We start from the raw sequence: 23,740 nt of genomic DNA on the forward strand, positions 1-23,740 counted from the left end.
AGTAGGGATGACAAAATGATACGAATAAAACTTGATGTCATGATGGCTGAACGTAAAATGTCACTGAACAGGCTCTCCGAAATCGTTGACATCACCCCGGCCAATTTATCCATATTGAAAAATGAGAAAGGAAAAGCAATCCGCTTCACAACACTTGATGCACTGTGTAAAGCCTTAGACTGTCAACCAGGTGACTTGATTGAGTACATAGAGGATGAGAGTGAGGATAAATAACATTAATTTACCCTCACTCGTTTTATAGGTAAATTTTTTACAAAAAGCTTTTAAATTACTAGTTGCAAAGGAAGAAAACACTGGTTGCAACAGAAAATTGCGAAATGGCAACTAGATGTTGGTGGCAAATGCAATCGTTTTATTATAACCTGAATCGAGAAAGGAGGCAGACTACATTGACTTTTGGAGAAAAAATTCAACAGGCAAGAAAGGAAGCCGGCATTTCCCAAGAAGAGCTATCATTTCAATTACACGTATCTCGTCAAGCTATTAGTAAGTGGGAGAATGACAATGGCTATCCTGAAATCGAAAAGATCATCAAAATGAGTGAAATGTTCCATGTGACGCTCGATTATCTGTTACATGATGCAGAGGAGCCGAAAGAAACCATTTCAACAAACGAAAAGGGGTTTTATGTGAGTCAGGAAATGGCAAGTGGCTACCTGTTACACCAAACGTTGAAATATAGGAAGATGGCATGGGCCATTGCGCTGTTACTGGCAGGAGCTGCTTTTGTATTTCTATTCAACGAAATTGGCGCCCTTCTTTATCTAATGGCGATGATCATTTCCGCCGCCCTTTTTATTTCCATCTTATTGACCGGGAACCCATACCCGCAACTACAAAGAGAACCTTTATTGTTTGATGAAGGGGTTAAAGAAGAGCTTGTAAACATCTATATGGCGAAGAAGAAAAAATATAACGTTCTCATTCTTGTTAGTATTATTCTTTTTGGTATCAGCTTTTTAGTCCTGCCTTTGATTGGTATAGAATTGGTTGAGGATTGGGTATCTATGATGTTAGCAATGAGTATGATATTGTCTGGCACATCCGTTTATCTTTTTATCTACTTCCTAGGTATCCTTCAATCCTATCGATTTCTGGCTTACAAAACGGTAGAAAACAACGAAAGGAAGGAATTAAAATGAAGAATATGCTGATATGTTGTATGTTTACACTCATTGCCACAGCCATTTTCACTGGGTGTAGCAACGAGCAAGCGCAACCACTCGATCCAGCTGAATGGAAGGAGAATATGAGGAAAAGTCAACAAGTTGAGGTCAAGGAATGGGATGATACGATGCCTACTTTCACGATGACGGAAGATGAGGAAATCCAAACGTTTGTTGATATCCTCGACGTTGATACATGGGAACCTGCCCAAGTCCCGGACAAGGCAGAAAAAGAGAAACAATTCATCTTGTATCAAGAACCCACGAGACGTTTAGGGGAGGCAAAAGCGAATCAAAGCGAATTGCAAGCGATCGCTTCTATTGTTACCTATAGAGACGCCCCTTATATCGAGTTACAAATAAGTGATTGGACCACCGGATTTACCGTTTCCGAAAGCGCTGCTGAATCGCTCAATGGATTTTAGAAATCAAATGTTAAATTTCACTATACCCCAGGACCATCTTAAATAAGATGGTTCATTTTTAATGGAAATTAAGAGCATTCGAACAATACAACAACGATTAAGTGTAAATTATATATTGATTTATGCAATTTATATGTTACAATAAATTTTAGAGTGGGATAAACATTTCAGAACATAATCTGAAATTTATATGTAGGTAGTGATTTTTAATGATGCCTAAAAAGCAACGGATCATTGGGGGTGTTTCTATTTAATCTTAATTCCCATTCCCTTACTTTACTTTTATTGGGATCATATACTTGATTACTTGGCGGCATTTTCTTTCTGTATTTAGCTTATTACATCTTTTTAAAGGTCATTCAACCAACATATCAAGACATAGCATAGACCGTAAATAAAAGTTGATAATGGCTTGTTAAAAATATAACATAAATGTAATATATATATGGAAATATGTAACTTATATATTACCATACACGCAAGGTGGTTATGCAAAATTGAAGAACAACGTAAAAATTGCTCGTGTGCAGATGGATTTAACACAACAGCAACTGGCAGAGAAAACGGGAATAACAAGGCAGACCATTAGCCTCATTGAAAAAGGGAAATACAATCCAACTTTAAAGCTGTGTTTGGATATATGCTATGCCGTTAATAAAACATTGGATGAAGTATTTTGGGTAGAAAAGGAGAATGATAATACATGAAAAAAATTAGGGATGAACGGTTGATATTAAAGAATTTGAAATACATGCAGATTGCATTGATTATTCAAACCATCGGAATTACAAGTATCTTAGTCTACAATGCAATAACAATTGATTTAAGTAGCGCCATCAAAAGCCCCTTCATGTTCGTACTGATATTAAGTTGTATTCCGTTGATATATGGAAATATAGATATCGGTATAGATAACAACAAAAGGCCGGATAGACAATCGAATCTGGGGCCATTGTTGGTCGTACTCGGAATAGGCATAGCAGCTATCCTTCTTTTCATTTTCACTTCTGATCCAATGATTAAAAGTACAGCAATCGTTGTAGTCATCTTTTCAATCTGTTTTACAGTCATATATCCATTAATTCGATATTTAGAAAAGATACGTGATAACAGACTATAATTTTTATATATCGATAGTAATTTAAATGGGGAGCGCATCTAACCACTAGATGCGCTCCCCATATTTCATCCATCTCGTTCACCAGCTTTTTCCATCTTCTTTCTCATCATTGACTTTTCCATATACTCTTTCATTCTCTTTTTATTCGGCGTAAGTGTTAAACCTAAGTATTTTCTTTCCCGGTTGGCATCTTTATAAAATGCGACAGCCATCAATATGACCACTACACTAAACGGCAATGCCGATATAATGGCTGCTGATTGTAGGGCGTCTAAGCCGGTTTCTCCACCTGCTAAGAGCAATACATATGCGATTGCCGATAACCCTAATCCCCATACGACTTTAACAAAATTTGCAGGACTTAAATTACCGAAAGCAGTCTGCATACCTAAAACAAACGTTGCAGAATCGGCTGAAGTAATAAAAAAAGATGCGATAAGCGCCAACGTAAGGAACGATAAAATGATACCTATAGGCAATTCATTAAAAATACCAAACAACTGCGTTTCAGGTGGCATGTCAAATATAGCTGGTGTATTTTGTCCAACGTCAATGCCTGTCAGACCGAATGTACTAAACCATATGATACTCACAACAATTGGAACCGTTAATATCGCAATGACAAATTCCCGGATTGATCGACCACGTGAAATTCTTGCAATAAATATTCCTACAAATGGGCTCCAACTCATCCACCAACCCCAATAATACAGGGTCCAAGACTGCATCCACTCATTTTTTTGATCGTTTAATGGAGCGACATCTAAACTATTGAATAATAATGTATTTAAATAATCACCTGTCGCACTTGGTATCATATTGAGAATAAGTAGCGTTGGACCTAGAATTAAGATAGCAACAAACAATAGACCTGCTAATATCATATTTAAATTACTTAAATACTGAATACCCTTGCTTAAGCCACTCCAAGCACTATACAAGAACAGCACTGTAACTACAGCGATGATAATGCCTTGAACCAGCTGATTATTAGGGATATTGAAAAGATAGTTCAATCCCCCATTGATCTGCATGGCTCCTACCCCTAAAGAAACAGCCACACCAATAATGGTTGCAAATACGGATAACACATCAACAACAGAACCAATAGGGCCATCTACTCTATCTCCCAGAATAGGTCGTAATGTTTTAGACAGTAAACCAACTTCGTCCTTTCGAAACTGCGAATAAGCCAACGCAAGTGCTACAATACCGTATACAGCCCATGGATGGAATCCATAATGCAGAAACGTTGATCGCATTGCTTCAGCCAAGGCAGCTTTTGTTTCAGGATCAGCAGTAGGCGGAGCCAGATAATGGGAGATTGGTTCAGATGTACCATAGAACACTAAGCCAATCCCCATACCAGCACTAAACAACATGGCTAACCATGATATTGTTTTAAATTCAGGTTTGTCTTTTGGTTTACCCAGTTTGAGTTTACCAATGGGGCTAAAACCTAAAAATATACAAAAGAATAAAATTAAAGTAAACACCGTCATATAGTACCAACCAAAGGTATCTGTGACCCATGTGCCAATAGCACCTGAAGTTTGACCAAATTGATCAGGGAATACGGCGCCTAGAAGGACTAGTGCCCCAACAATGATTGTGGCGTAAGTGAATACATTGGAAAAATGTTTTTTCTTTGTTTTCATAATGAAGTTTCATCCTATCGTATTTGTTTGATTATATATGTTTTCCATAATAACACAACAAAAGACTTCGTAAACATTCTTATTGTCTCTCGGTTGGAAAAATAAGCCTGTGTTTAATCGAAAAGGCCTGTATGTAAAGCACTTGAGAACGAATGTCGAATGTTTGGAATTCTATGAGGAATAGATAATCATCTATATATGAAAAATAGATAGAGAAACACATCTAATACTATTAGATGTGCTCCTTCCCTCTATTACACTGCTTTTGTCTTTTTAATTTGCTTACTTCGCAACTGACCACATGCGGCGTCAATGTCGGCGCCATTTTCCCAGCGTACGCCAGAATTAATCCCGTGTGTCTTAAGTGTTTCAAAGAAAGCCTGAATTGCTGTGGATTCACTTCTTGCGTACTGATCATGTTCGGAAACAGCATTATATGGAATAAGATTTACGTAAGCCAAGTGACGATGATTATATAATAATGTTGCCAATTGTTTCGCTTCTTCCTCATGATCATTCACATCACGCAACATAATATACTCATAGGTAATACGTCGGTTTGTTTTCTCCAGATAATAATCAACAGCTTTCATCAGCTTCTCAATCGGAAACGCCTTGTTAATCTTCATAATCCGTGAACGCAGCTCATTATTTGGCGCATGGATGGAAATTGCTAAATTCACTTGAATGCCTGTATCAGCAAATTCATATATTTTATGGGCAAGTCCGCTTGTAGAGACGGTGATATGCCTTGCTCCGATATTCAATCCTTTATCATCATTGACAACATAGAGGAAGTCCATCAGATTGTTAAAGTTATCAAATGGTTCACCAATTCCCATCACGACAATATGGCTCACACGCTCATCCTCGCCTTGTGCGTCCAAATGTCTTTGCACATTCATGATTTGCTCAACAATCTCGCCACCTGAAAGATCACGATTCTTTTTCAGCAACCCGCTTGCACAAAATGTACAGCCGATATTACAGCCAACTTGGGTGGTTACACATACAGACAGACCATAATTAAAGCGCATGAGAACCGTCTCGATTAAGTTACCGTCCGCTAATTTCAGTAAGAATTTAATTGTGCCATCCTCAGATTCCTGCTTAATCTCTTCTTCCAGTGTGTGGATGGCAAAGTTTTCCTCCAGTAGCTCGATGGTTTCGCTGTTTACATTTTTCATAGCCGCGAAGCTCCTGACCCGCTTCTTATACAGCCAATTCCAGACCTGCTGCGCGCGGAAACGCTTTTGCCCATGCTCCACGAGCCAATCCGTCAATTTGTCATATGTCAGTCCATATATAGATGTTTTGTTCATTTTGAACCCTCATTTCAAAACGCTTTTATTACTATTTTATATCATACTTGATTTTGAGGGGTGAAGGCAAATGATGATGAATTCCATGAAAAAATTTCTACGGTATATGGAAGGTTCGAATTGATTGAAGCATATACCTGAGGGCAACGCTCTGGTACATGGAGGAGCTTGATTTGGTTGAGGCATGTACATGAAAACCGTTCTCTGATACATGGATAGACTTTTTCAGCGGAAAAAGGTGCATGAGAGTGGTTCTCTGGTACATGCTAGACTTAGAACTAACGCAACCATGTACCAGAGAGAAGCGATCCACCCCTTTTCCACGTAATCCATCCTTGCATATACGTTGAAAAAGCATGACACAACCTGCATAAAGCTGATAATTGGACGCAACCTGTTAAAAAACGTATCATTTTCATATAAAGCAAGTATTACAAAGGAGTGAAGAAATTTGACATCCACCAATTCAAAAACATTTAATAATATCCCACTATCCGTTCTGGATCTTGCGCCTATTGTTGAGGGCAGCAATCCAAGTGAATCTTTTAAAAATAGCGTGGACTTAGCACAGCATGTGGAACAATTCGGTTTCCATCGTTATTGGTTAGCAGAGCATCATAATATGCCCGGTATTGCCAGCTCGGCAACATCGGTGATTATCGGCCATATTGCGGGTGCTACCAATCATATGCGTGTTGGTGCTGGTGGAATTATGCTGCCAAATCACGCAACACTTGTCATTGCAGAACAGTTCGGTACACTGGAGTCTATTTATCCTGGGCGCATTGATCTTGGCCTTGGTCGCGCACCGGGAAGTGACCAGGCAACCGCATACGCATTGCGTCGTACATTGAATACAGGACCAGAGGACTTCCCAATGCAGGTCAATGAATTACAGGATTATTTTGCTGATGAACCGATATCTCGTGTAAAAGCTGTGCCTGGGCAAGGGCTTGATATTCCTATTTGGCTGCTTGGCTCCAGCGATTTTAGCGCCAGACTTGCCGCGCAAAAAGGATTATATTTTTCATTCGCCAGTCACTTTGCACCAGCATATACCATACCAGCGCTAAAACTGTATCGCGATAATTTTCAGCCTTCCGACACGTTGGAAAAACCATACGCCATGGTTGGTGTCAATGTGATCGCAGCGGATACGAATGAAAGAGCGGAATGGTTGGCAACAAGTCTCAAGCAACAATTTTTAACCATGCAAAAAGGACAGCCAACGAAACTACTGCCACCGGTGGAGAATATTGAAGAGATGTATTCACCAATGGAGCTGTCAGCGATTGAGCAAAGCCTTGACCCACGTACAACTATTATTGGAGATGCAGAAACCGTCCGACGCGGCCTGGAAAGGTTCCAGGAAGAAACACAAGCAGATGAAATCATCATCAACTCCCAAATTTATAATATAGAAGATAGAAAGCGATCCTATGAAATTGTTGGCGGGCTGATGGATTAAATCACATAAAAAGAGCCACGATTTGTTGAGGATGGACCATCGTGGCTCTTTTTAGATCTATGTTGAGTCCTTTTCAAGCAAACGTTTAATCTCCTGCATTTCTTTCTGCATTTCAGCAAGCTTCAAATCTGTAGGGGAAGGGGTATCCTCCCGATGAGCCTCTTCTACATTGTTTACAATTACACCGACAAGCAAGTTTATAATAACAAAAGCACCTATCATAATGAATGTTACAAAGTACCACCAGGATGTGGGGTCTTCAACTAAAATTGGACGCATAACAGCACTTGCCCAGGATTCTAACGTCACAACCTGGAAAAGGGTTAACAGAGATGCGTGCAAGCTCCCAAAGTATTCCGGAGCGATGGATTGATACAGCATGGTACCAATAACCGCATAGATGTAAAAGAAAATACCCAGTAATAGTAGCACCGTTCCCATTGATGGGATTGTTTTTAAAAGGGCATTCACCATTAACTTAAGGGACGGGATAATCGAAATAGCTCGCAACACACGAAGGACCCGTAATATCCGTAAAACGGTCACAAAATGGGATCCCACTAAAAAATGGCCACTAGCAACAATCACAAAGTCAAACAAACTCCACGGATCTTTAAAAAACGCCCCGAGCGATCTACTTCCTAGTAATCTAATAATAATTTCCACCGTAAAAATCCAGAGTAACGCCTGATTAGCTATATCCAACCAACCCGAATAATTCTCAGCAAAAAAGGGATATGTCTCTAACCCAACTAAAACAGCATTGATAATAATAAAGCCAATAATCGTATTCATAAAATGCGGATGTGCCGCTATTTGAGCGCATCTTTCTCGTAACCTTTTCATGAAATAACGTATCCCCCTTCCTCGGTTATTTTACCTGTTTTATCGACATCTGTCACGCCATGGTGAACAGTGCCTGGAACCACCCACATTTTGTCATATTTTGTCGATTAGCTAAAAATCCGCGATCCATTTTAGATTGCGGATTTTCAGTTCTAATCCTGTTTTCTTCCCCGGCTTCGGCTTGGCAAACAACACTATTTCATCCCAACGGTCCAAAGACAGTCCATTAAAGAAAAAAGCCGACTGGGAAGAACCCAATCAGCTTGTACTAGATAAACTAATTAATTTCCGGCTTTAACACGTGCTGCAATATCCAGCGTATGTTTAGCTTGATACTTCACTGCTTCTTCCACATCTTCTACCATTTTTCCATCATCATCCTGCGTAACACTGGTACCATACGGGTTACCACCGGCTACAACTAGTGACTCGTCAGAATAACCTGGTGCTGCGATAATCGCTCCCCAGTGCATCATCGACGTGTACAACGAAAGAATTGTTGCTTCTTGACCGCCATGCTGGTTATGTGCGGATGACATTGCGCTGACTACTTTATTCACTGTTTTCCCTGCTCCCCATATGCCTCCTTGTAGATCCAAGAATTGTTTCATTTGTGAAGGAACATTACCAAATCGTGTTGGCACACTAAAAATGACTGCATCTGCCCATGCGATATCATCAGATGTTGCTTCTGGAACGATGTCTTTTGTGGCATCATAATGCTCTTTCCAAGCCGGATTTGCTGCTCTTGCTGCTTCTGGTGCAAGCTCAGGTGCACGTACAACTTTTACCTCTGCACCATTTTCCTTTGCTGCCTCTTCAGCCCATTTAGCCATTTGATAATTTATCCCGGTTGAACTATAATAAATGACTGCCAATTTTACATTTTCCATGTTACTATCTCCTTTCGACATAAGTATCAATTTTTCTTGCTTCCCGCAATTTAGTACATGAAAAAACACATACTATCCTTTAAGAAGTAAGTTACTTTATATAAGTATAATAATGGTTCATCGTCATTATGTCAAGTAACCTAATTATAAAAAATAACTACAAGGGTATCATTTCCTTACAAAAATATAGCCAAACCGAATATACAAGGGATTAGTTCCGCTTTATAAAAAGATATCCAATCCCATCATGGTACCAATCCCTAAAATAAGCGTCCATATTCCGAGGCTGATCGTAATCCAAATCGTTGCGTTTGTTTTCTGTGCTCCTAATGTCATAGCTATTAAAGCAGCTAGATGGATGCCGGTTAAAATCGGGCCGAGTAAAGCGAGTCCAGGAAGGCCATATTTATTCCATATCCGCTTGCCACGTTCATTGCGAGAAGAAGGCGCCTTTCCTTTTTCCCTCCGCCGCTTTGTATACCATTCCATTACTTTATCAGCTCCGATAACAACCGGAAGAACAGTGATTACATTTCCTACAAACGCAAGCAGCATAACCCAAAACGAAGATAAGCCTCTAATAATACCAAGCGGAATAACCACCGCAATTTCAAACCATGGGATAGCAGCCGCAACAAACACCAATGCATATTCAAAAAGCATACTTCCCCTCCTCTCCAATAAAATTCATCCACCCATTATATACGGTTGCCTAGCATGCTGTGAATGAAAATGGTATCGTAGTCAGAATCCTCCTATGAATGAACCTTTTAAACAAATATTGATAAAATAATGGCATTATTTTATTATTTTTTGTAAAATAGAATAGACATCTTAAAATAGAAAGGAATTGTACAATGCTATATAAACCCCGAACGATTTCTGCTGAATTACAAACCTTGAAACGCCTCCACCTTCGCATGAAATTATCCCCCAAAGACAAGCAGTATTTTCTACATTTACACAAAGGTTTCGAAGGAGAATTGAATTTTGATGCATGGACGGAAACACTTCAATGTGACTGCCTCATACTAAATGATTTGCTACTGAAAATGAATAACACTATCTTTCAAATTGATTCATTAATCATAACCGCGGATAAAATATATTTTTATGAAGTGAAGAATTACGAGGGAGACTTTGTGTATGATGCTCCATCTGAGAAATTTCACAAAACACCTCAGCAGGAAATTGTTAACCCCTTGCACCAGTTGGCAAGAAGTACATCTTTATTAAGTCAACTGCTGACCAAGTATCGATATACCATCCCAATTGAAGGCTTAGTTGTTTTTATTAATAGCGAATTCACTTTATACCAGGCACCTCTCCATAAGCCCTTTATTTACCCCAACCAGATCAAGCGATATATGAAACAATGCAACATGATAGCGTCAAAATTAAATAGAAACCATTTTCGACTGGCAGATCAATTACTATCTCTCCATATTCATGATTCTCCCTATAAGCAATTACCAATTTACAGCTATGACCAACTTCAAAAGGGGGTGACCTGTCTGAAATGTAATTCTTTTGCCATTTCCATTAAAGGATCGACATGTATATGTGAACACTGCAAAAGTAAGGAAGCTATTTCAACCGCAGTCATGCGAGCAGTCAAAGAATTCCAGCTTCTCTTTCCAGAGCAAAAAGTTACAACCAACATCATTCATGACTGGTGTCGTGTGGTGAAATCAAAAAGGACGATCATTCGGATATTGTCTCAGCATTTACATGTAGTACGTAACCATCGGTGGACTTACTATTACTAGTTTATAGATATTGTGAAGTTGCTACCCCACTGTTCCTATATTTCACCTTGAACATATCGAGTCAGGCTTTCTATCGTACATGGTTTGGTCGATTTACCCCTTTCCATGTACCTGACTTCTTCTCTCTCGTACATGGATTCTCGTTTTGCTCCCTTTCCATGTACCTGACTTCTTCCCTCTCGTACATGGATTCTCGTTTTGCTCCCTTTACATGTACTTGACTTCTTCCCTCTCGTACATGGATTCTCGTTTTGCTCCCTTCCATGTACCTGACTTCTTCTCTCTCGTACATGGATTCTCGTTTTGCTCCCTTCCATGTACTTGACTTCTTCCCTCTCATACATGACAATCCATATACCTTGATAACTTACCTTTCTACAACTTCCGACCCCATCTAAAAGCCATTAAAAAAGGCAAGCAACTCTCATCAGTTACTCCCCTTTATCGCCTTTTGCTTCCTTGTCACTATCATCGTTATCTTCTTCATATGCTCGGATAGCGTCGCCTAACTCATCCTCGACCGTTAAATCAGACATCTTTACTCTAGCCCGGTATGCAGCTCGACTAATGAGATGTCCCGATACAGGAGCCGTTAGGAATACAAACACAATTCCTAAAATGAGACGTACACTAAACGAGTCACGTACCCAAAAGAAGATCAGTGCTCCTAATAGTGTCAAAAGTACAGCTAGTGTAGAACTTTTGGTACCAGCATGAGAGCGTGTATATACATCCGGAAAGCGTATGATGCCAATCGCACTAATGACAGCCATAATACTACCGATTAAAATAAGTAGTACACCTAGGAATTCAACTATATCACTTACGCTCAATGGCATATTCACAAAAGACAGAAACATCCCCCTGTTCGCACTCGTACTTCCCACGTCAACTATCGCGTTTACGTTCAATGATAACACCCCTCTCAATGTATTTCGAGAAGGCAATCGTACTAATAAATGCCAGAATTGCCAGTATTAATATAACTTCAAGAAACGACTTCGTCCCAAGCAAAACAGATATAATAGCGATCCCTGATACAAGATTGACCCCAATCATATCAAGCGCTACGACCCGATCTGGCAAACTGGGACCAATGACAATGCGAAACAAGGCAATCGCTATCGCTATACCGAATAAAGTAAGCGCAGTAAAGAGCATCGTTTCTATCATCAGCGAGTCACCTCCATAATAGCTTTTTCAAATGTATATAGCGATCGTATTAAATTATCTTTCGATTGTTCAACATCCATCGCATGAATGTAGAATGCATCCCCATCAGGCGTTACCTCAAGCACCACGGATCCCGGCGTTAACGTCAGAAGCAGCGCGAGTGCAGCAATTTCCCATTCCCCTCTCAGCTCTGTTTCATATTTGAAGATTCCCGGTCTGATGTGTATTTTTGGACTTAGTATATGCTTAATCACATGCACACTCGACTGGATGATTTCCACGTTAAAAATAAACAACAATTTAATGACTGCAAAGAATCGAGCTAGGTAAAACCGTTCCCCAAAAAGACGATGCATTAAGAATACAATAGCAGCACCGACTAGATACCCGGTTAAAAATGTAATAAAACGTAATTCATCTTCATCATTCAAAAGCATCCATAGGAGTGCAATAAAAATATTTATTAAAAACTGGGCAGGCATTCACATTCACCTCTTTTCACATTTAGTCATTAAAAACGGCATCAATATATATATCAGGATTTAATAGTGTATTTGCTGCATCTGCTACATAAACAGCGACTGTTTCTGCGCCAAGTCCCAAGCCGATCGTCACTACAGTAAGAAGAACACATGGGATCAACCAACCTTTTTTCATTGGTTCTTCATCGTCCTCACTAATAAGCGTCTCCCCCCAAAAGCTGGTCAGGAAAACACGTAAGAGTGAATATAACACAAATATACTGGAGATAAACACAAGTGTTAAAAGCAAATAAGACTCTACTTCCACTGCTCCTTGTCCGATCAACAACTTCCCGATAAATCCACTAAGTGGTGGAACCCCGGCAAGGGAGAGCATTACTATAAAGAACATCCAGCCAAGTAGCGGATAATTTTTAATAAGTCCACTCATATGATCAATTCTCACATAACCCGTTAAAGAAATCATCGTACCTGCAAGTAAGAATAATAATGCCTTCACAATCATATCGTGCATGAGATAATAAATAGACCCTTCGATTGCCTCAGGTGTCATCACAGCAAGCCCTACTAAAATAAACCCAACAGCAATGACAACATTATACGAAACAATTTGTCTGATATCTTTATACGCAATTGCTCCAATACTCCCCCCAACTAGGGTTACCCCAGCTAAAAAGCCTATAATCGTATGCGTAATGGCAGGTTCATGATAAAAGAGAAGCGTGAACACACGAAACATTGCGTATATGCCAACCTTCGTCAACAAGGCGCCAAACAGTGCAGCAACAGCAGTAGGAGGCGCACTATAGGAACCCGGAAGCCAATAATAAAGGAAAAGTCCCGCTTTTAAACTGAAAACAGTGAGAAAGATAACACTAATCACTGTTAACAAAGGCGTCTGGCCTGATTCAGCAATTCGCTCTGACAAATGTGCAAAATTAAGTGTCCCCATCGCGCCATATAAATAAGCAATAGAAACAAGGAAAATCCAGGAAGACACCACATTAATGGCGACATACTTGATCGATTCCCGCAGTTGAACTTTTTTCCCACCTAATGTAATAAGTACATAAGAAGCCAGCAACATTACCTCAAAGCAAACATAGAGATTAAATAAATCGCCTGTTAGAAAAGAACCATTTACACCTGCTACCAGGAAGTTCACAAAAGAATAAAAGAACATATTTTCATATGATTTCCCAATCGAGGAAAAAGCATATAACAGACAGACAACCGTAACGATACTTGTTGTCAAAACAAGAATGACAGAAAAGGAGTCCGCTACAAACATGATGCCAAATGGTGGTTCCCATCCTCCAAAATCAAGCCGCAACGGCCCTTGTTCCTGAATTTGATTTAAAAGAATGATACTTATAATAAAATTAATAATCATGACACTAAAACTGATCCAACGTTGCAACCGGACATACCGGCGGAGAAAGATTAGTACGATCCCCACAAGCACAGGGAGTGCCATTAGCAGCACAAGCAGGTTATTCATCTTTAAAACCTCTCAATTCATGGAGTTTATCCGCCCCGGTTTCTTGGTATGTCCGATAAGCCAATACAAGGAAAAGTGCCGTCACAGCAAAGCTTATTACAATAGATGTTAAAATAAGTGCCTGTGGGACCGCATCAACAAAAGTCTCCGAATCTTCCCCAAGCAGAGGAACACTCCCTGTCTTCAATCCACCCATCGTCATAATAAGCAAATGGGAAGCATGGGAAAGAATAGCCGTCCCCAAAATAACCCGGATCAGATTCCTGGAAAGAATCAGATAGGTAGCAACAGTTACCAAAACCCCTGCTAGGATAGTGATTAACGTTTCCATGTATTACACATCCTCACTAATACTTAAAATAATCGTTACAACAACACCTACGACCGCCAGCGCAACACCAGCCTCAAAAATAGTAACTGTAGCCAGCTCCATTTCGCCGTAAATAGGAATATCAAAATAGCCAAAAGTCTGGCTCAAGAAGGGTTCACCAAATAGAAGTGAGCCGAACCCGGTCGCTACTGCAATAAATGCACCTAATGCAGCAATTTTTTTAAAATCAAATGGAATCGCATGCTGAATGGTTTCAATATCAAAAACAATAAAGAGTAAAACGAAAGCAGAAGCTAGGACAAGCCCTCCTACAAATCCGCCTCCCGGGCTATTATGCCCGGCTAAGAATAAAAACACAGCCAAGGTCAATATAATAAATACAACAATTTTCGTAACCGCGCGAAGGATAACATTATTGATCTTCAACGTTCTTGTCCTCCTTTCCAGGTTTCAACTTGATCAGTGTGTAAACACCGATCCCTGCTATAACAAGGACAACTACTTCAAGCATCGTATCGAATGCACGGAAATCACCTAAAATAGCATTTACAATATTTTCCCCGCCGGCAAGTTCATATGCATTTTCAAAGTAGCCTGATATGGTCTCAAATAATTTGCCATTCTGTACAGCAAGCGCAACCGTCGTGAACACAGTTCCAACACCAATCGAAATGATGGCGTTACTCGTTTTTGACCGCCTTGGAGCATCTTCCTTTTTCCATTCCGGTAAGAAATAATAACATACCAAGAACAGTACCGTGGTGACTGTTTCGATCACAAGCTGCGTGAGTGCCAGATCCGGCGCACGGAATAAAACAAATAGCACCGCAATGGAGTATCCAAGCACGCCATTAAGAATAATGGCAGTTAAACGAGACTTTGCAAAAAGAATAGAGACTGCAGCCACCATCATGACCATCACAATAATCCATTCATACCTCGAAATCGGAACGTTATCCGATATATCGAAGGAAAAGGCACCCGTATAAGATAAAGTTCCTCCAATGACCACGACAAAGAAAAGATAGATGTATACAAGGTAATCATGAAGAAATCCTGTCATATAGAAACGGGTCACAGGATATGACTTCTCCTCCAATTGATGAAGCGCAAAATTATATAGCGTATTAAACGTCCACGTTTCCGGAAACAGATTGTAAATACCTTTCCAGTAACGAAGCGTTACAAATAACAATGTTCCAAGGACTACGATAGCGATCGTCATAAATAATTCTAACTCAAACCCATGCCACGCATGAATCTCTACACCTAGACCCTCGACAAATTCGGGGAAAATGCCGTTCATCGCAGGTCTGAGCAAATAATCACCGAGTATATTCGGGAAAAAGAAAATACCAACGACAAAAAGCGAAAGGACACCAGGGCCGGTTAACATCCCGACAGGCGCCTCATGTGCGGGGCGCTCCAATTTTTCTTCTTGATAAGGGCCAAGAAATGTTTTAAATACGATGATTAAACAGTAGACAAAGGTCAACACACTTGCTACCCAACCTAAAATTGGGATAAGAGATCCCCATGTTTCCAAGTTGAAAATGTTTAATTCCATTATGTTTAATGCAACAGTAAAGAACATCTCCTTACTTAGGAAACCATTAAAAGGCGGTATACCAGCCATAGAGAAACTCCCGATGGCAGCCATTGTAAATGTAGCAGGCATTAAGGTAACCAACCCGCCAAGCTTACGAATGTCCCTTGTCCCCACTTCATGGTCAACAATCCCGACAACCATGAAAAGTGCTCCTTTAAAGGTAGAATGGTTTACAAGATGAAAAAGCGCTGCAAACGTAGCCTGTGTATAAATAACAGAATCCGTCGAATAGCCGTTGTGAAGAGCGGCAGATCCCATACCAAACATACTCATAATCATACCCAGTTGACTGATAGTCGAATAGGCCAAAAGTGCTTTAAGATCCATCTGCTTCACAGCATTAAAAGCACCCCAGAACATTGTTAGAATCCCTACACCTGTAACAAGCCAGAACCAAATCGCGTCCCCACCGAATACCGGGGTAAAACGAGCAACCAAATAAATCCCCGCTTTTACCATTGTGGCTGAGTGTAAGTACGCACTGACAGGCGTTGGTGCTTCCATCGCATCAGGCAACCAGATGTGAAACGGAAATTGTGCCGATTTGGTAAAAGCAGCAAGTAAAAGCAGCAGCATCGCAGGTATGAAGAGTACGTGATCCGTATGATCCGGAATTACTCCAATAATTTCCCGTACACTGAGTGTACCTGTAATCACGTAAAGCATGATAAAGGAAATCAGCATTGCAAAACCCCCGGTGACCGTAATCAGTAACGATTTCTGCGCACCCTCTCTTGACCTTTTGCGGTGATACCAAAAAGCAATTAATAAGAAAGATGAAATGCTTGTTAATTCCCAGAACACATATAAAACCATGATGTTATCTGAAAAGATAACCCCAAGCATAGCCCCCATAAATAGTAGTAAATAGATATAAAAATTATTCAATGATTCTTTTGAGGATAAATAGTAGATGGAATAGTGAACAACGAGTGCACCTACTCCAGTGATTAAAAGTCCAAATATTAAGCTGAGTCCATCAAGATAGGTGGTAAAGTTCACACCAAAGGTTGGGATCCACTGGATGGTATGGGCAAACGTTTGTCCACTTGCGATAGATGGAATATAACTTGCCAAGGCAATAAATAATCCAGCAGGCACAAGAAGAACGATCCAACCGATATGGACGCGTGTTAATTTTTTATTGATAAACGGAATAATAATGGCAATCAGAAATGGAATGATGATTACCAAATTCACAGACAACAAATTCTAACCTCCATTTCAAACTAAGGGCTCATGAGGACAGCCTAATGATAATTGATGTAACTCCCTATTATGGTTTCTCGTTAACAATGGATAATCGGTGGCATATACTGGAAAAATATGATTAAATAATCACATGCAACCAGTCCTATGTGGAAAAATGCATGATGGGTCCCAATTTTATAGAGATGATTTGGGAGTTCATTATACAAGACAGCATGTTCATGTATCGTGGGAAATACACTTCAATCTCACATGTAACATAAGATGAATGATAGCCTAACAAGTTAATTATACACGAAATCCATTTTCAATGCATTTGTAAAGCCATTTCATTCCAATTTAACCTTTTCTATAGTAAATTTGGTAAACATCGACTATGATAGATGAAAGTGAATCCATGACCCCTTGAAAAAATTCTTAAGATAAGGGATTGACAACCATTATTATCGTGTTACAATATCTAGGTTTGATACACACACTCGGTAATCTTAGCGAGTGAATTACATGAACAATTAAAGAGGTGATTGCCGTCATGAAAAAAATAAAAGGTCGGATGGATGAAAGCATTCTGGTTTGTGTGTATTACGGTCCAAATGGTGAGAGACTCATTAAACGTGGTCACAAGTTGGCTCAAATCGTCGGATGTCCATTATATGTGTTAACCGTCGACCCACTTCCATATGATGAATTCGATGCAGAAAAGTCCGGCTATGTCGACCGCTGGAGAGAATTATGCGAAGAACTGGATGTGGATGAATTTATTATTCGTGACAATGAAAAGCGATCATCTGTCAAAACTATCAAAGAAGTAGCCCATAACCACAATATAACGCAAATTGTAATCGGACAAAGCCCACAAAATAGATGGGAAGAAATAACAAAAGGCTCATTTGTCAATGTTCTCCTGCGCCATTTGACGTTCATTGACATCCATATCGTATCCACGGATCGGACATTGAAAGGCGCGAATGAAAATGGCATCACCTATGAGAAAGGCGTGCGCGGCTTCCTGAGACAAGATGAAGACGGCTATAGCCTTAGCTTTACGAGATCGAAAAACAACCTCTATGAAGGTATCTTCTATAAAGAAATTGGAACAGACTTTAACAACGGCGTATTTAAATTTGTAAACAATGAAGGAAGAACCTGTCAGGTTCATGTAACAGAGGATAAAGTAACAGGGGTCATGAAAGAACCCCCAAATTTAAAAACAAATTAAAGAATGAGGCTACCTCCAGTATCCAACTGAGGTAGCCTCTATTTTCAATCATACAATTCAGGAATTCTACTTGAAAATACCGGCACATCCTTCCTAATTTGAGGAACGGATTCCAAGGAGAGTACCTCTATGATTGTCTCTTCCGCTACTTCATTGCCAGTCTTCAACGCATTTCCCCATGGATCAATCACCATAGACGCCCCGGCGAAGTCAGACTCCTGATAGCTACCGGTACGATTACTGGAAACCACATACATTTGATTTTCAATAGCTCTGGCAACTTGTAATGCCTTCCAATGCTCCTTTCTCGCTGATGGCCATTCTGCCACTACATATAAAATTTGCACGTCTTTTAGCGCTAAACTTCTCGCTAATTCAGGAAAGCGAAGATCATAGCAAATAATCAGCCCCATTTTCACTCCATCCAACTCGAAAACCTGCACCTTCTCTTTGCCACCTGTTAAATACCGAGGCTCATCCAACATGGGGACGAGATGGATCTTGTCATATTCATGGATCACGTTACCATGCGCATCAATAACAATACCAGAATTATAGATTCCATCCGGTTTCTTATTAGCAAAAGATCCACCGATAATATTGATACTGTAAGTAGCGGCCATATCCTTTAAAAAGGAAGTCGTCGGCTCCCCGTCCACATCTGCTATTGTCTCAAGTTGTGCCAACGTATAGCTTGTCGTCCACATTTCCGGAAGTACAATGATGTCAGGTTGTTCTTCCTGCATCGTCTGACGTATCCATCTTTCAACCTTCTGCCGATTCGCCTCCGGGTCCCCCGCGATGATATCCATTTGGTAAATCGCATGTTTCATGTGCTTCCCTCCCCGTTTGTGTTGTCTTATTATATTGTATCCTTTGTTTTGATAATTGTAAAAGTTTAGTGAGGCATTGCTGTATTACAGTTTAGTGCATAGATTAGGATGCAATATCTCCATCATCTTGGACATCACGATCTATAAACCTAAAATAAGGAAGTAGGATGCCTAGTAAGGAAATCATACAAATCATGGTCCCAATGAATATATACAAAGGCCTTACCCCCATACTTCACTCCATATTCCACCCACTAATACACCAAGTGGCAAGGCTCCCCTAATAATGAATAAACGTACAGAAAACACTTTTCCCATTACGTGGTTGGGGGTAACCTTTTGGCAAATGGTTAGGTTATGAATGTTAAAAAATGCCATAGCCACACCAGCCACAATCTCTGTAACAATCGCAAAGACAATGGATGGTGTAACACCTAAATTAATATAGGTAAGTCCTCCAACTACTAAGGCGCCTAACATCGGAATTCTCCGGCGATGGAACGTCACTTTTCCCACAAGCAGGGAACCAATCATATACCCTAAAGGAAAGCCTGCCATGAAATAGCCATACATCGCATAATCTCTGTTTAATTCATCTGTGACATAAGGCAGGTTGATCACCATCGTAACGCCAACCCCAAACTGCACAAACACCAGGAAAATTCCAAGCCAAACAACTACCCGATGTTTGAAAAAAAGGCGCATTCCATAAACAAATTGCTCTACCCATGTTTTACGGACGTCCTGCATTATTCTTTCTTCCCGTGTCCCCAACAATAAACTGCCGCTTAGTAGGAGTAATACGCAAACGAAAGTCAGGGTGCTATTGACGCCAATATACTCAATGACCACACCTGCTACAACAGGAGCCATGAACGTCATAAGACGAACCATTCCATCAACATAGGCATTTGCCGTGCTCAATTGATCTTTCGTCACAATTGTTGGGAGAATTGCTTGATTTGCAGGGACATACAACGGCGTAATGAATCCGACCATCAACTGGACAGCGTATATATGCCATGGCACTAGTAACCCCATCGTATATGCAATCAGTGGGATAAGGAAAATGAATCCTCTACTCCAAAGGCAGGCTATCATTATCCATTTCCGGCTCCATCTATCAATAAATGGACCAATAACTAATTGCAACACAAGAGAAGGCAGTAAATACAATAGCCACATACTCCCTAAAGCCATTGTAGAACCAGTAAGTTCATAAATGAGAAGTGAATTGCAAAATGTTCCAAATGCGCCTCCCAATTCAGATGCAGCATTTCCGAACCAGAGAAGCGTAAATGATCTATTTTTCAATATATTCAATGCACACACCAGCTTTTATCTAAGATTCTCGTCTCTCTTATTGATGGAAATATAAATCTAATTCTTTCGCTAATGACTCAACTGCTTTCCTCTTTAATACATACGTTGCATCGTTTATTTCAACTAACTGCGCAGAACGTAATAATTTCAAATGATGATGAATGGTTGACTTTCCCATTCCTAATTTATCTGTAATATCCTGCAACGAATGATTTCGCTCAAACAGTAACTTAACTATTCGCAGTCTAACCTCGTCCGCTAATGCTTTATGCTTTAGGACTAAAAAGTTACTTGGCAAATAGGGATCATTCGGTGAAATGCTCGTATTGGCAACCGGGTAGTAAAATACCTTTGTCCCTTCAATATCTGCCTCAATATTCCAAGGCCGATAAATAAAATGGGGAATTAATAACACATTATGCACACTAGGCTCAGGAGCATAATGAATACCGCCGGTCGCCCACTGAACCAGTTCTTCACTATCCATTTTTGTTTTCATACGTGCTTTTGCTTCATAGTCTGTTTGCAGTATAGCCGTAAGCTGATCTATCTCCGGCTTGATTACCTTTTCATACCATCCTGTCATTACAGCAATCAGATGCGTCTTCAGTGCTTGGACTTCAGCACTGCAAATAAATGTTATATACGCTGGGAAAAACATATTATCAACGGTTAACGCTTTCAATTCATGAATGGAGGCGGGGTCTCCACTTGCCGCTCTTTTCCTTGTTGCTTGGTGCTCCATTCCAACAAAAGGCAAACATATACATTTAAAATCTGTAGAAGAGAGCTGCTGTATGAAGGTTGTAAACTCCGGTAACGTTGAAAAATCCCTGTGATGCAATAATTGAAGCAATGCTTTCCATGTATTATTTTCCTCCACATAATCCAAATGCTCACGTACTTCCACTGACAATGACTGCTTGATTTCATGCCAATACCTTTGAGGCCTTTCTAAGGAATCTAGTAACGGTTTGTTTGTAATAGCCGCAATTCCTAAAGCACACTCCCAGAATGGTGAGTATTTTATTTTCACATGATACTTTTCTCTTTTTCTGCCTGTCGTATTTATAATTTCCATGATCCACGCCCTCCTGTCTTTTTCTTAATTCTATATTAATCGAATATATAATTCAATAAATATAGAATTACAGGGTATAAAAATTGGGTCACCAATTAAATCCGGAATATTTCATTTCAGAATGTTATGATCTAATCCGTCTCTTTATCAAAAATAATCTCTACAGCGGCAATGAGCAACGCAACGATAATCTCTGTTTCCAAGGAAAGGGTAATGCTTTGCATAAATTCGTCCACTGTGAACAGGACGATCCAGTTCGATACAGCTTCGATCGTGAATATTGTCCAAAGCACTTCCATTTTACCGGTTAGATGTTGGACGAGCACTTTGAATACAGGTTTGGAAAACAGTTCGACAATCGTGCCCAGGATAAAGAAGCTGATCGTAAAAAGAACCAAGGACCAAATGGATTCATACTCGACGCCGAGCAAATTAAAAATCCCTGTCAGACCAACAAAATAAATCCCCAATACAAGACCGATCACTAAAATAATGAGAAGTGCTATGCCAATGATTGTTGCTATTTTTCCTTTTCGATTCATATTGTAAAAAGAGTCATGATCATGTTCTGGCACCGTATGTTTCTCCTTTTGCCAGCACTTCAGGCAGCGCCGTTTATTTTTTATATACCAATTGAAACGTTTCACAAACAACTGGAATTTTATCATTAAATTCCTGATTAATGTGACTAAATTCCTTTTCGAAGAAGGCTTCGTGCACTTCCCGCCAGTAATCCAAGGTACGATCACCTTCCCCTTCTAAATACGCATGTTCTGCTGAAACCTCATCAAAAGGTCGTACTTCCACTGCTGTCGTCTCTATGATTGCCACAGCCTTGCCATCACCATCCAGGATAATATTGTGAAGACCTGCATACGGCAATTCTTCATTATCCCGTTCATATAATGTATAATTAGACGAGGTTGCTGTTTTCGTTCCTGCTAATACTAATTTTGCAAGTTCATCAGCCATTTCTTTGGAATCACCAAATGCCCACGCATCATAGCCTCTCGGTGCATTTGGATTCATTTTTCGATAATCTTCCCACATGTTAACGATCGAATCGTTACTCATATCAATCGATCTCCTTTCGCTTTTTCCGATCTTAGACAAAGTAACAGTATCCTACTGCCAAGCCATTACGTTTAACTTTTGGTGATGATTTTACATGCCTATTGGAAAAAACTCAAATTAGATCGACATATGAAATAAATGGAAATATTATGTTAATCTATAAAGAAGGAGAAAGAACATATCATCTACTAAAGAATTGGTAATAAAAATTAACTGAACATCGTTTAATAATAAACGTTAGAATGGAGTAGATAAATGAGTTTTGATGAAGAGTTAGAAAAGGAAATAGAACGTACGAAAGGAAGAACAACATGGGGATGTTTTATTATTGTGATAGTATCTACAGTTTTGATATTGTTATTTCTATTAGGCCCATTAATATGGAATGATTATGGTACGACACTTGAGACAAGTGATTCACCAGGAAATATAAATACAATTGAGATAGTTGAAAAAGGAGAAGCGTTTCGAAAGGGGCCATCTTCAGTAAGAATTAAATATGGAAGAGATCATAAAGACATTAGACTTAGTAATGGAGGGGAACCTCTTGGACCTAGTAATGTATCTGTAAGTTGGAATGATGATTATGAAGCAATCGTAACTCTAAAAGGAAATTATCAAGATGATGAAGAAGTTAAGATAAACTTTGAATGACTTAATATTATTAAACACCGTTTTTAATGTACATAATTTTGGCTTAGTTAATAGAACCATCTATAATGATCGAATTTAGAATATAAGACTGTGGTATAAATTTTACAAAGGGACGGCATATAAATGAGTTTTGATGAAGGATTTGAAGAAAAAATACAACGTAATAAAGAAAAAACATCATGGGGCTTCCTCATCATTTTGTTAAGTTCTATTATTATACTTGCATTATTAATATTATGGCCAGTTATTTCACATCTTTATGACATGAGATATAAAGAAAAAACACTTGAAATCAGTGAATCGCCAAGTAGTATAAATACAATTGAGATATACGAAATAGGAAGACCTTTTTTACACGGAGTATCCACCGTAAGAATGAAATATGGGGAAAAAGAGAAAGAAGTTCAGATTGATAATAATGGGCGTCCCCTTAAAAATTCAGATGTATCTGTGAAATGGAACAATGATTCTGAAGCACTTATAACCTTATCTGATACATCTGAATATCTAGAAGAAAAATTAGTCTCGATACAATTTAAATAATTAACTATTGGGAAGAGCAG

General features: G+C 39.5%; 27 protein-coding genes and 1 pseudogene. 10 read left to right on the forward strand and 18 right to left on the reverse strand.

Annotation, left to right across the window (positions count from 1 at the left end; translation table 11 throughout):
• Positions 1-15 precede the first annotated feature (15 nt).
• The 5 genes from KFZ56_RS18205 (at position 16) to KFZ56_RS18225 (ending at position 2,732) form a co-directional block, all read left to right on the forward strand.
• Positions 16-234 carry a helix-turn-helix domain-containing protein gene (locus KFZ56_RS18205; protein WP_222643570.1) on the forward strand — a complete coding sequence of 73 codons (219 nt, stop codon included), beginning with the start codon at positions 16-18 and terminating at the stop codon, positions 232-234.
• A 176-nt stretch (positions 235-410) separates the two neighbouring features.
• Positions 411-1,163, forward strand: a complete 753-nt coding sequence (locus tag KFZ56_RS18210) for a helix-turn-helix domain-containing protein (protein WP_222643572.1) — start codon at positions 411-413, stop codon at positions 1,161-1,163.
• Entirely contained in the window at positions 1,160-1,612 is a 453-nt protein-coding gene (locus tag KFZ56_RS18215; RefSeq protein ID WP_222643574.1) for a hypothetical protein, read from the forward strand. Before KFZ56_RS18210 ends, KFZ56_RS18215 begins: the two co-directional genes overlap by 4 nt.
• A gap of 497 nt (positions 1,613-2,109) precedes the next feature.
• Entirely contained in the window at positions 2,110-2,319 is a 210-nt protein-coding gene (locus KFZ56_RS18220; protein WP_222643576.1) for a helix-turn-helix transcriptional regulator, read from the forward strand.
• Entirely contained in the window at positions 2,316-2,732 is a 417-nt protein-coding gene (locus KFZ56_RS18225) for a hypothetical protein (RefSeq protein WP_222643578.1), read from the forward strand. Before KFZ56_RS18220 ends, KFZ56_RS18225 begins: the two co-directional genes overlap by 4 nt.
• A 65-nt stretch (positions 2,733-2,797) precedes the next feature.
• On the opposite strand, the gene KFZ56_RS18230 is transcribed toward KFZ56_RS18225, so the two are convergent.
• Together KFZ56_RS18230 and rlmN are read right to left on the reverse strand one after the other, a co-directional pair.
• On the reverse strand, positions 2,798-4,390 hold the full coding sequence (locus KFZ56_RS18230) for a BCCT family transporter (protein ID WP_222643579.1): 1,593 nt from the start codon (positions 4,388-4,390) through the stop codon (positions 2,798-2,800).
• A 254-nt stretch (positions 4,391-4,644) separates the two neighbouring features.
• A complete protein-coding gene (rlmN, locus tag KFZ56_RS18235) occupies positions 4,645-5,712 on the reverse strand; it encodes a dual-specificity RNA methyltransferase RlmN (protein ID WP_222643580.1) in 1,068 nt (355 codons plus the stop codon).
• A 451-nt stretch (positions 5,713-6,163) separates the two neighbouring features.
• Between rlmN and KFZ56_RS18240 the strand changes: the two genes are divergently transcribed.
• The gene (locus KFZ56_RS18240; protein ID WP_222643582.1) at positions 6,164-7,180 is read left to right on the forward strand and encodes an LLM class flavin-dependent oxidoreductase; all 1,017 of its coding nucleotides are present in this window, start codon (positions 6,164-6,166) and stop codon (positions 7,178-7,180) included.
• A gap of 57 nt (positions 7,181-7,237) precedes the next feature.
• Here KFZ56_RS18240 and KFZ56_RS18245 read toward each other — a convergent pair whose 3' ends face one another.
• The 3 genes from KFZ56_RS18245 to KFZ56_RS18255 all read right to left on the reverse strand — a co-directional run bounded on the left by KFZ56_RS18245 (position 7,238) and on the right by KFZ56_RS18255 (position 9,582).
• Entirely contained in the window at positions 7,238-8,026 is a 789-nt protein-coding gene (locus tag KFZ56_RS18245; protein WP_222643585.1) for an ion transporter, read from the reverse strand.
• A gap of 281 nt (positions 8,027-8,307) precedes the next feature.
• Positions 8,308-8,919, reverse strand: coding sequence for an NAD(P)H:quinone oxidoreductase (gene wrbA / locus KFZ56_RS18250; RefSeq protein WP_222643588.1), 612 nt, complete (start codon positions 8,917-8,919; stop codon positions 8,308-8,310).
• A gap of 222 nt (positions 8,920-9,141) precedes the next feature.
• Positions 9,142-9,582 (reverse strand): small multi-drug export protein, encoded by a 441-nt coding sequence (locus KFZ56_RS18255; protein ID WP_222643590.1) that lies wholly within the window; start codon positions 9,580-9,582, stop codon positions 9,142-9,144.
• 194 nt (positions 9,583-9,776) lie between these two features.
• Between KFZ56_RS18255 and KFZ56_RS18260 the strand changes: the two genes are divergently transcribed.
• Entirely contained in the window at positions 9,777-10,688 is a 912-nt protein-coding gene (locus KFZ56_RS18260; protein ID WP_222643591.1) for a nuclease-related domain-containing protein, read from the forward strand.
• Between the two features lie 70 nt (positions 10,689-10,758).
• On the opposite strand, the gene KFZ56_RS18265 is transcribed toward KFZ56_RS18260, so the two are convergent.
• The 8 genes from KFZ56_RS18265 to KFZ56_RS18300 form a co-directional block, all read right to left on the reverse strand.
• Positions 10,759-11,028, reverse strand: coding sequence for a hypothetical protein (locus KFZ56_RS18265; protein ID WP_222643592.1), 270 nt, complete (start codon positions 11,026-11,028; stop codon positions 10,759-10,761).
• A gap of 91 nt (positions 11,029-11,119) precedes the next feature.
• Positions 11,120-11,521, reverse strand: coding sequence for a Na+/H+ antiporter subunit G (locus KFZ56_RS18270; protein ID WP_304956698.1), 402 nt, complete (start codon positions 11,519-11,521; stop codon positions 11,120-11,122).
• Between the two features lie 55 nt (positions 11,522-11,576).
• Positions 11,577-11,861 (reverse strand): Na(+)/H(+) antiporter subunit F1, encoded by a 285-nt coding sequence (locus KFZ56_RS18275; RefSeq protein ID WP_222643593.1) that lies wholly within the window; start codon positions 11,859-11,861, stop codon positions 11,577-11,579.
• Positions 11,861-12,343, reverse strand: a complete 483-nt coding sequence (locus tag KFZ56_RS18280; protein WP_222643594.1) for a Na+/H+ antiporter subunit E — start codon at positions 12,341-12,343, stop codon at positions 11,861-11,863. The genes KFZ56_RS18275 and KFZ56_RS18280 overlap by 1 nt, the downstream gene beginning before the upstream one ends.
• Positions 12,344-12,365: 22 nt before the next feature.
• The gene (locus tag KFZ56_RS18285) at positions 12,366-13,844 is read right to left on the reverse strand and encodes a Na+/H+ antiporter subunit D (RefSeq protein WP_222643595.1); all 1,479 of its coding nucleotides are present in this window, start codon (positions 13,842-13,844) and stop codon (positions 12,366-12,368) included.
• On the reverse strand, positions 13,837-14,175 hold the full coding sequence (locus KFZ56_RS18290; RefSeq protein ID WP_222643596.1) for a Na(+)/H(+) antiporter subunit C: 339 nt from the start codon (positions 14,173-14,175) through the stop codon (positions 13,837-13,839). Before KFZ56_RS18290 ends, KFZ56_RS18285 begins: the two co-directional genes overlap by 8 nt.
• A gap of 3 nt (positions 14,176-14,178) precedes the next feature.
• The gene (locus KFZ56_RS18295) at positions 14,179-14,601 is read right to left on the reverse strand and encodes a Na(+)/H(+) antiporter subunit B (RefSeq protein WP_222643599.1); all 423 of its coding nucleotides are present in this window, start codon (positions 14,599-14,601) and stop codon (positions 14,179-14,181) included.
• Entirely contained in the window at positions 14,588-16,993 is a 2,406-nt protein-coding gene (locus tag KFZ56_RS18300; RefSeq protein ID WP_222643600.1) for a Na+/H+ antiporter subunit A, read from the reverse strand. The genes KFZ56_RS18295 and KFZ56_RS18300 overlap by 14 nt, the downstream gene beginning before the upstream one ends.
• Positions 16,994-17,525: 532 nt before the next feature.
• Between KFZ56_RS18300 and KFZ56_RS18305 the strand changes: the two genes are divergently transcribed.
• Positions 17,526-18,212, forward strand: coding sequence for a universal stress protein (locus KFZ56_RS18305; protein WP_222643603.1), 687 nt, complete (start codon positions 17,526-17,528; stop codon positions 18,210-18,212).
• A gap of 44 nt (positions 18,213-18,256) precedes the next feature.
• On the opposite strand, the gene KFZ56_RS18310 is transcribed toward KFZ56_RS18305, so the two are convergent.
• From KFZ56_RS18310 to KFZ56_RS18330, 5 genes and pseudogenes are all read right to left on the reverse strand, one after another.
• Positions 18,257-19,045 (reverse strand): carbon-nitrogen family hydrolase, encoded by a 789-nt coding sequence (locus KFZ56_RS18310; protein WP_222643609.1) that lies wholly within the window; start codon positions 19,043-19,045, stop codon positions 18,257-18,259.
• A 103-nt stretch (positions 19,046-19,148) separates the two neighbouring features.
• Positions 19,149-20,368, reverse strand: a pseudogene (locus KFZ56_RS18315) (MFS transporter).
• A 37-nt stretch (positions 20,369-20,405) separates the two neighbouring features.
• A complete protein-coding gene (locus KFZ56_RS18320; RefSeq protein WP_222643611.1) occupies positions 20,406-21,449 on the reverse strand; it encodes an ArsR/SmtB family transcription factor in 1,044 nt (347 codons plus the stop codon).
• A 131-nt stretch (positions 21,450-21,580) separates the two neighbouring features.
• Entirely contained in the window at positions 21,581-22,024 is a 444-nt protein-coding gene (locus KFZ56_RS18325; RefSeq protein WP_222643612.1) for a YrvL family regulatory protein, read from the reverse strand.
• A 40-nt stretch (positions 22,025-22,064) separates the two neighbouring features.
• Positions 22,065-22,523, reverse strand: a complete 459-nt coding sequence (locus KFZ56_RS18330; protein WP_222643614.1) for an ASCH domain-containing protein — start codon at positions 22,521-22,523, stop codon at positions 22,065-22,067.
• Between the two features lie 255 nt (positions 22,524-22,778).
• Between KFZ56_RS18330 and KFZ56_RS18335 the strand changes: the two genes are divergently transcribed.
• Positions 22,779-23,177 carry a hypothetical protein gene (locus KFZ56_RS18335; RefSeq protein WP_222643616.1) on the forward strand — a complete coding sequence of 133 codons (399 nt, stop codon included), beginning with the start codon at positions 22,779-22,781 and terminating at the stop codon, positions 23,175-23,177.
• A 123-nt stretch (positions 23,178-23,300) separates the two neighbouring features.
• A complete protein-coding gene (locus KFZ56_RS18340; RefSeq protein ID WP_222643618.1) occupies positions 23,301-23,720 on the forward strand; it encodes a hypothetical protein in 420 nt (139 codons plus the stop codon).
• Positions 23,721-23,740 lie beyond the last annotated feature (20 nt).

The organism is Virgibacillus sp. NKC19-3, assembly GCF_019837165.1.
In the GTDB taxonomy this organism is placed as follows: domain Bacteria; phylum Bacillota; class Bacilli; order Bacillales; family Amphibacillaceae; genus Virgibacillus_L; species Virgibacillus_L saliphilus.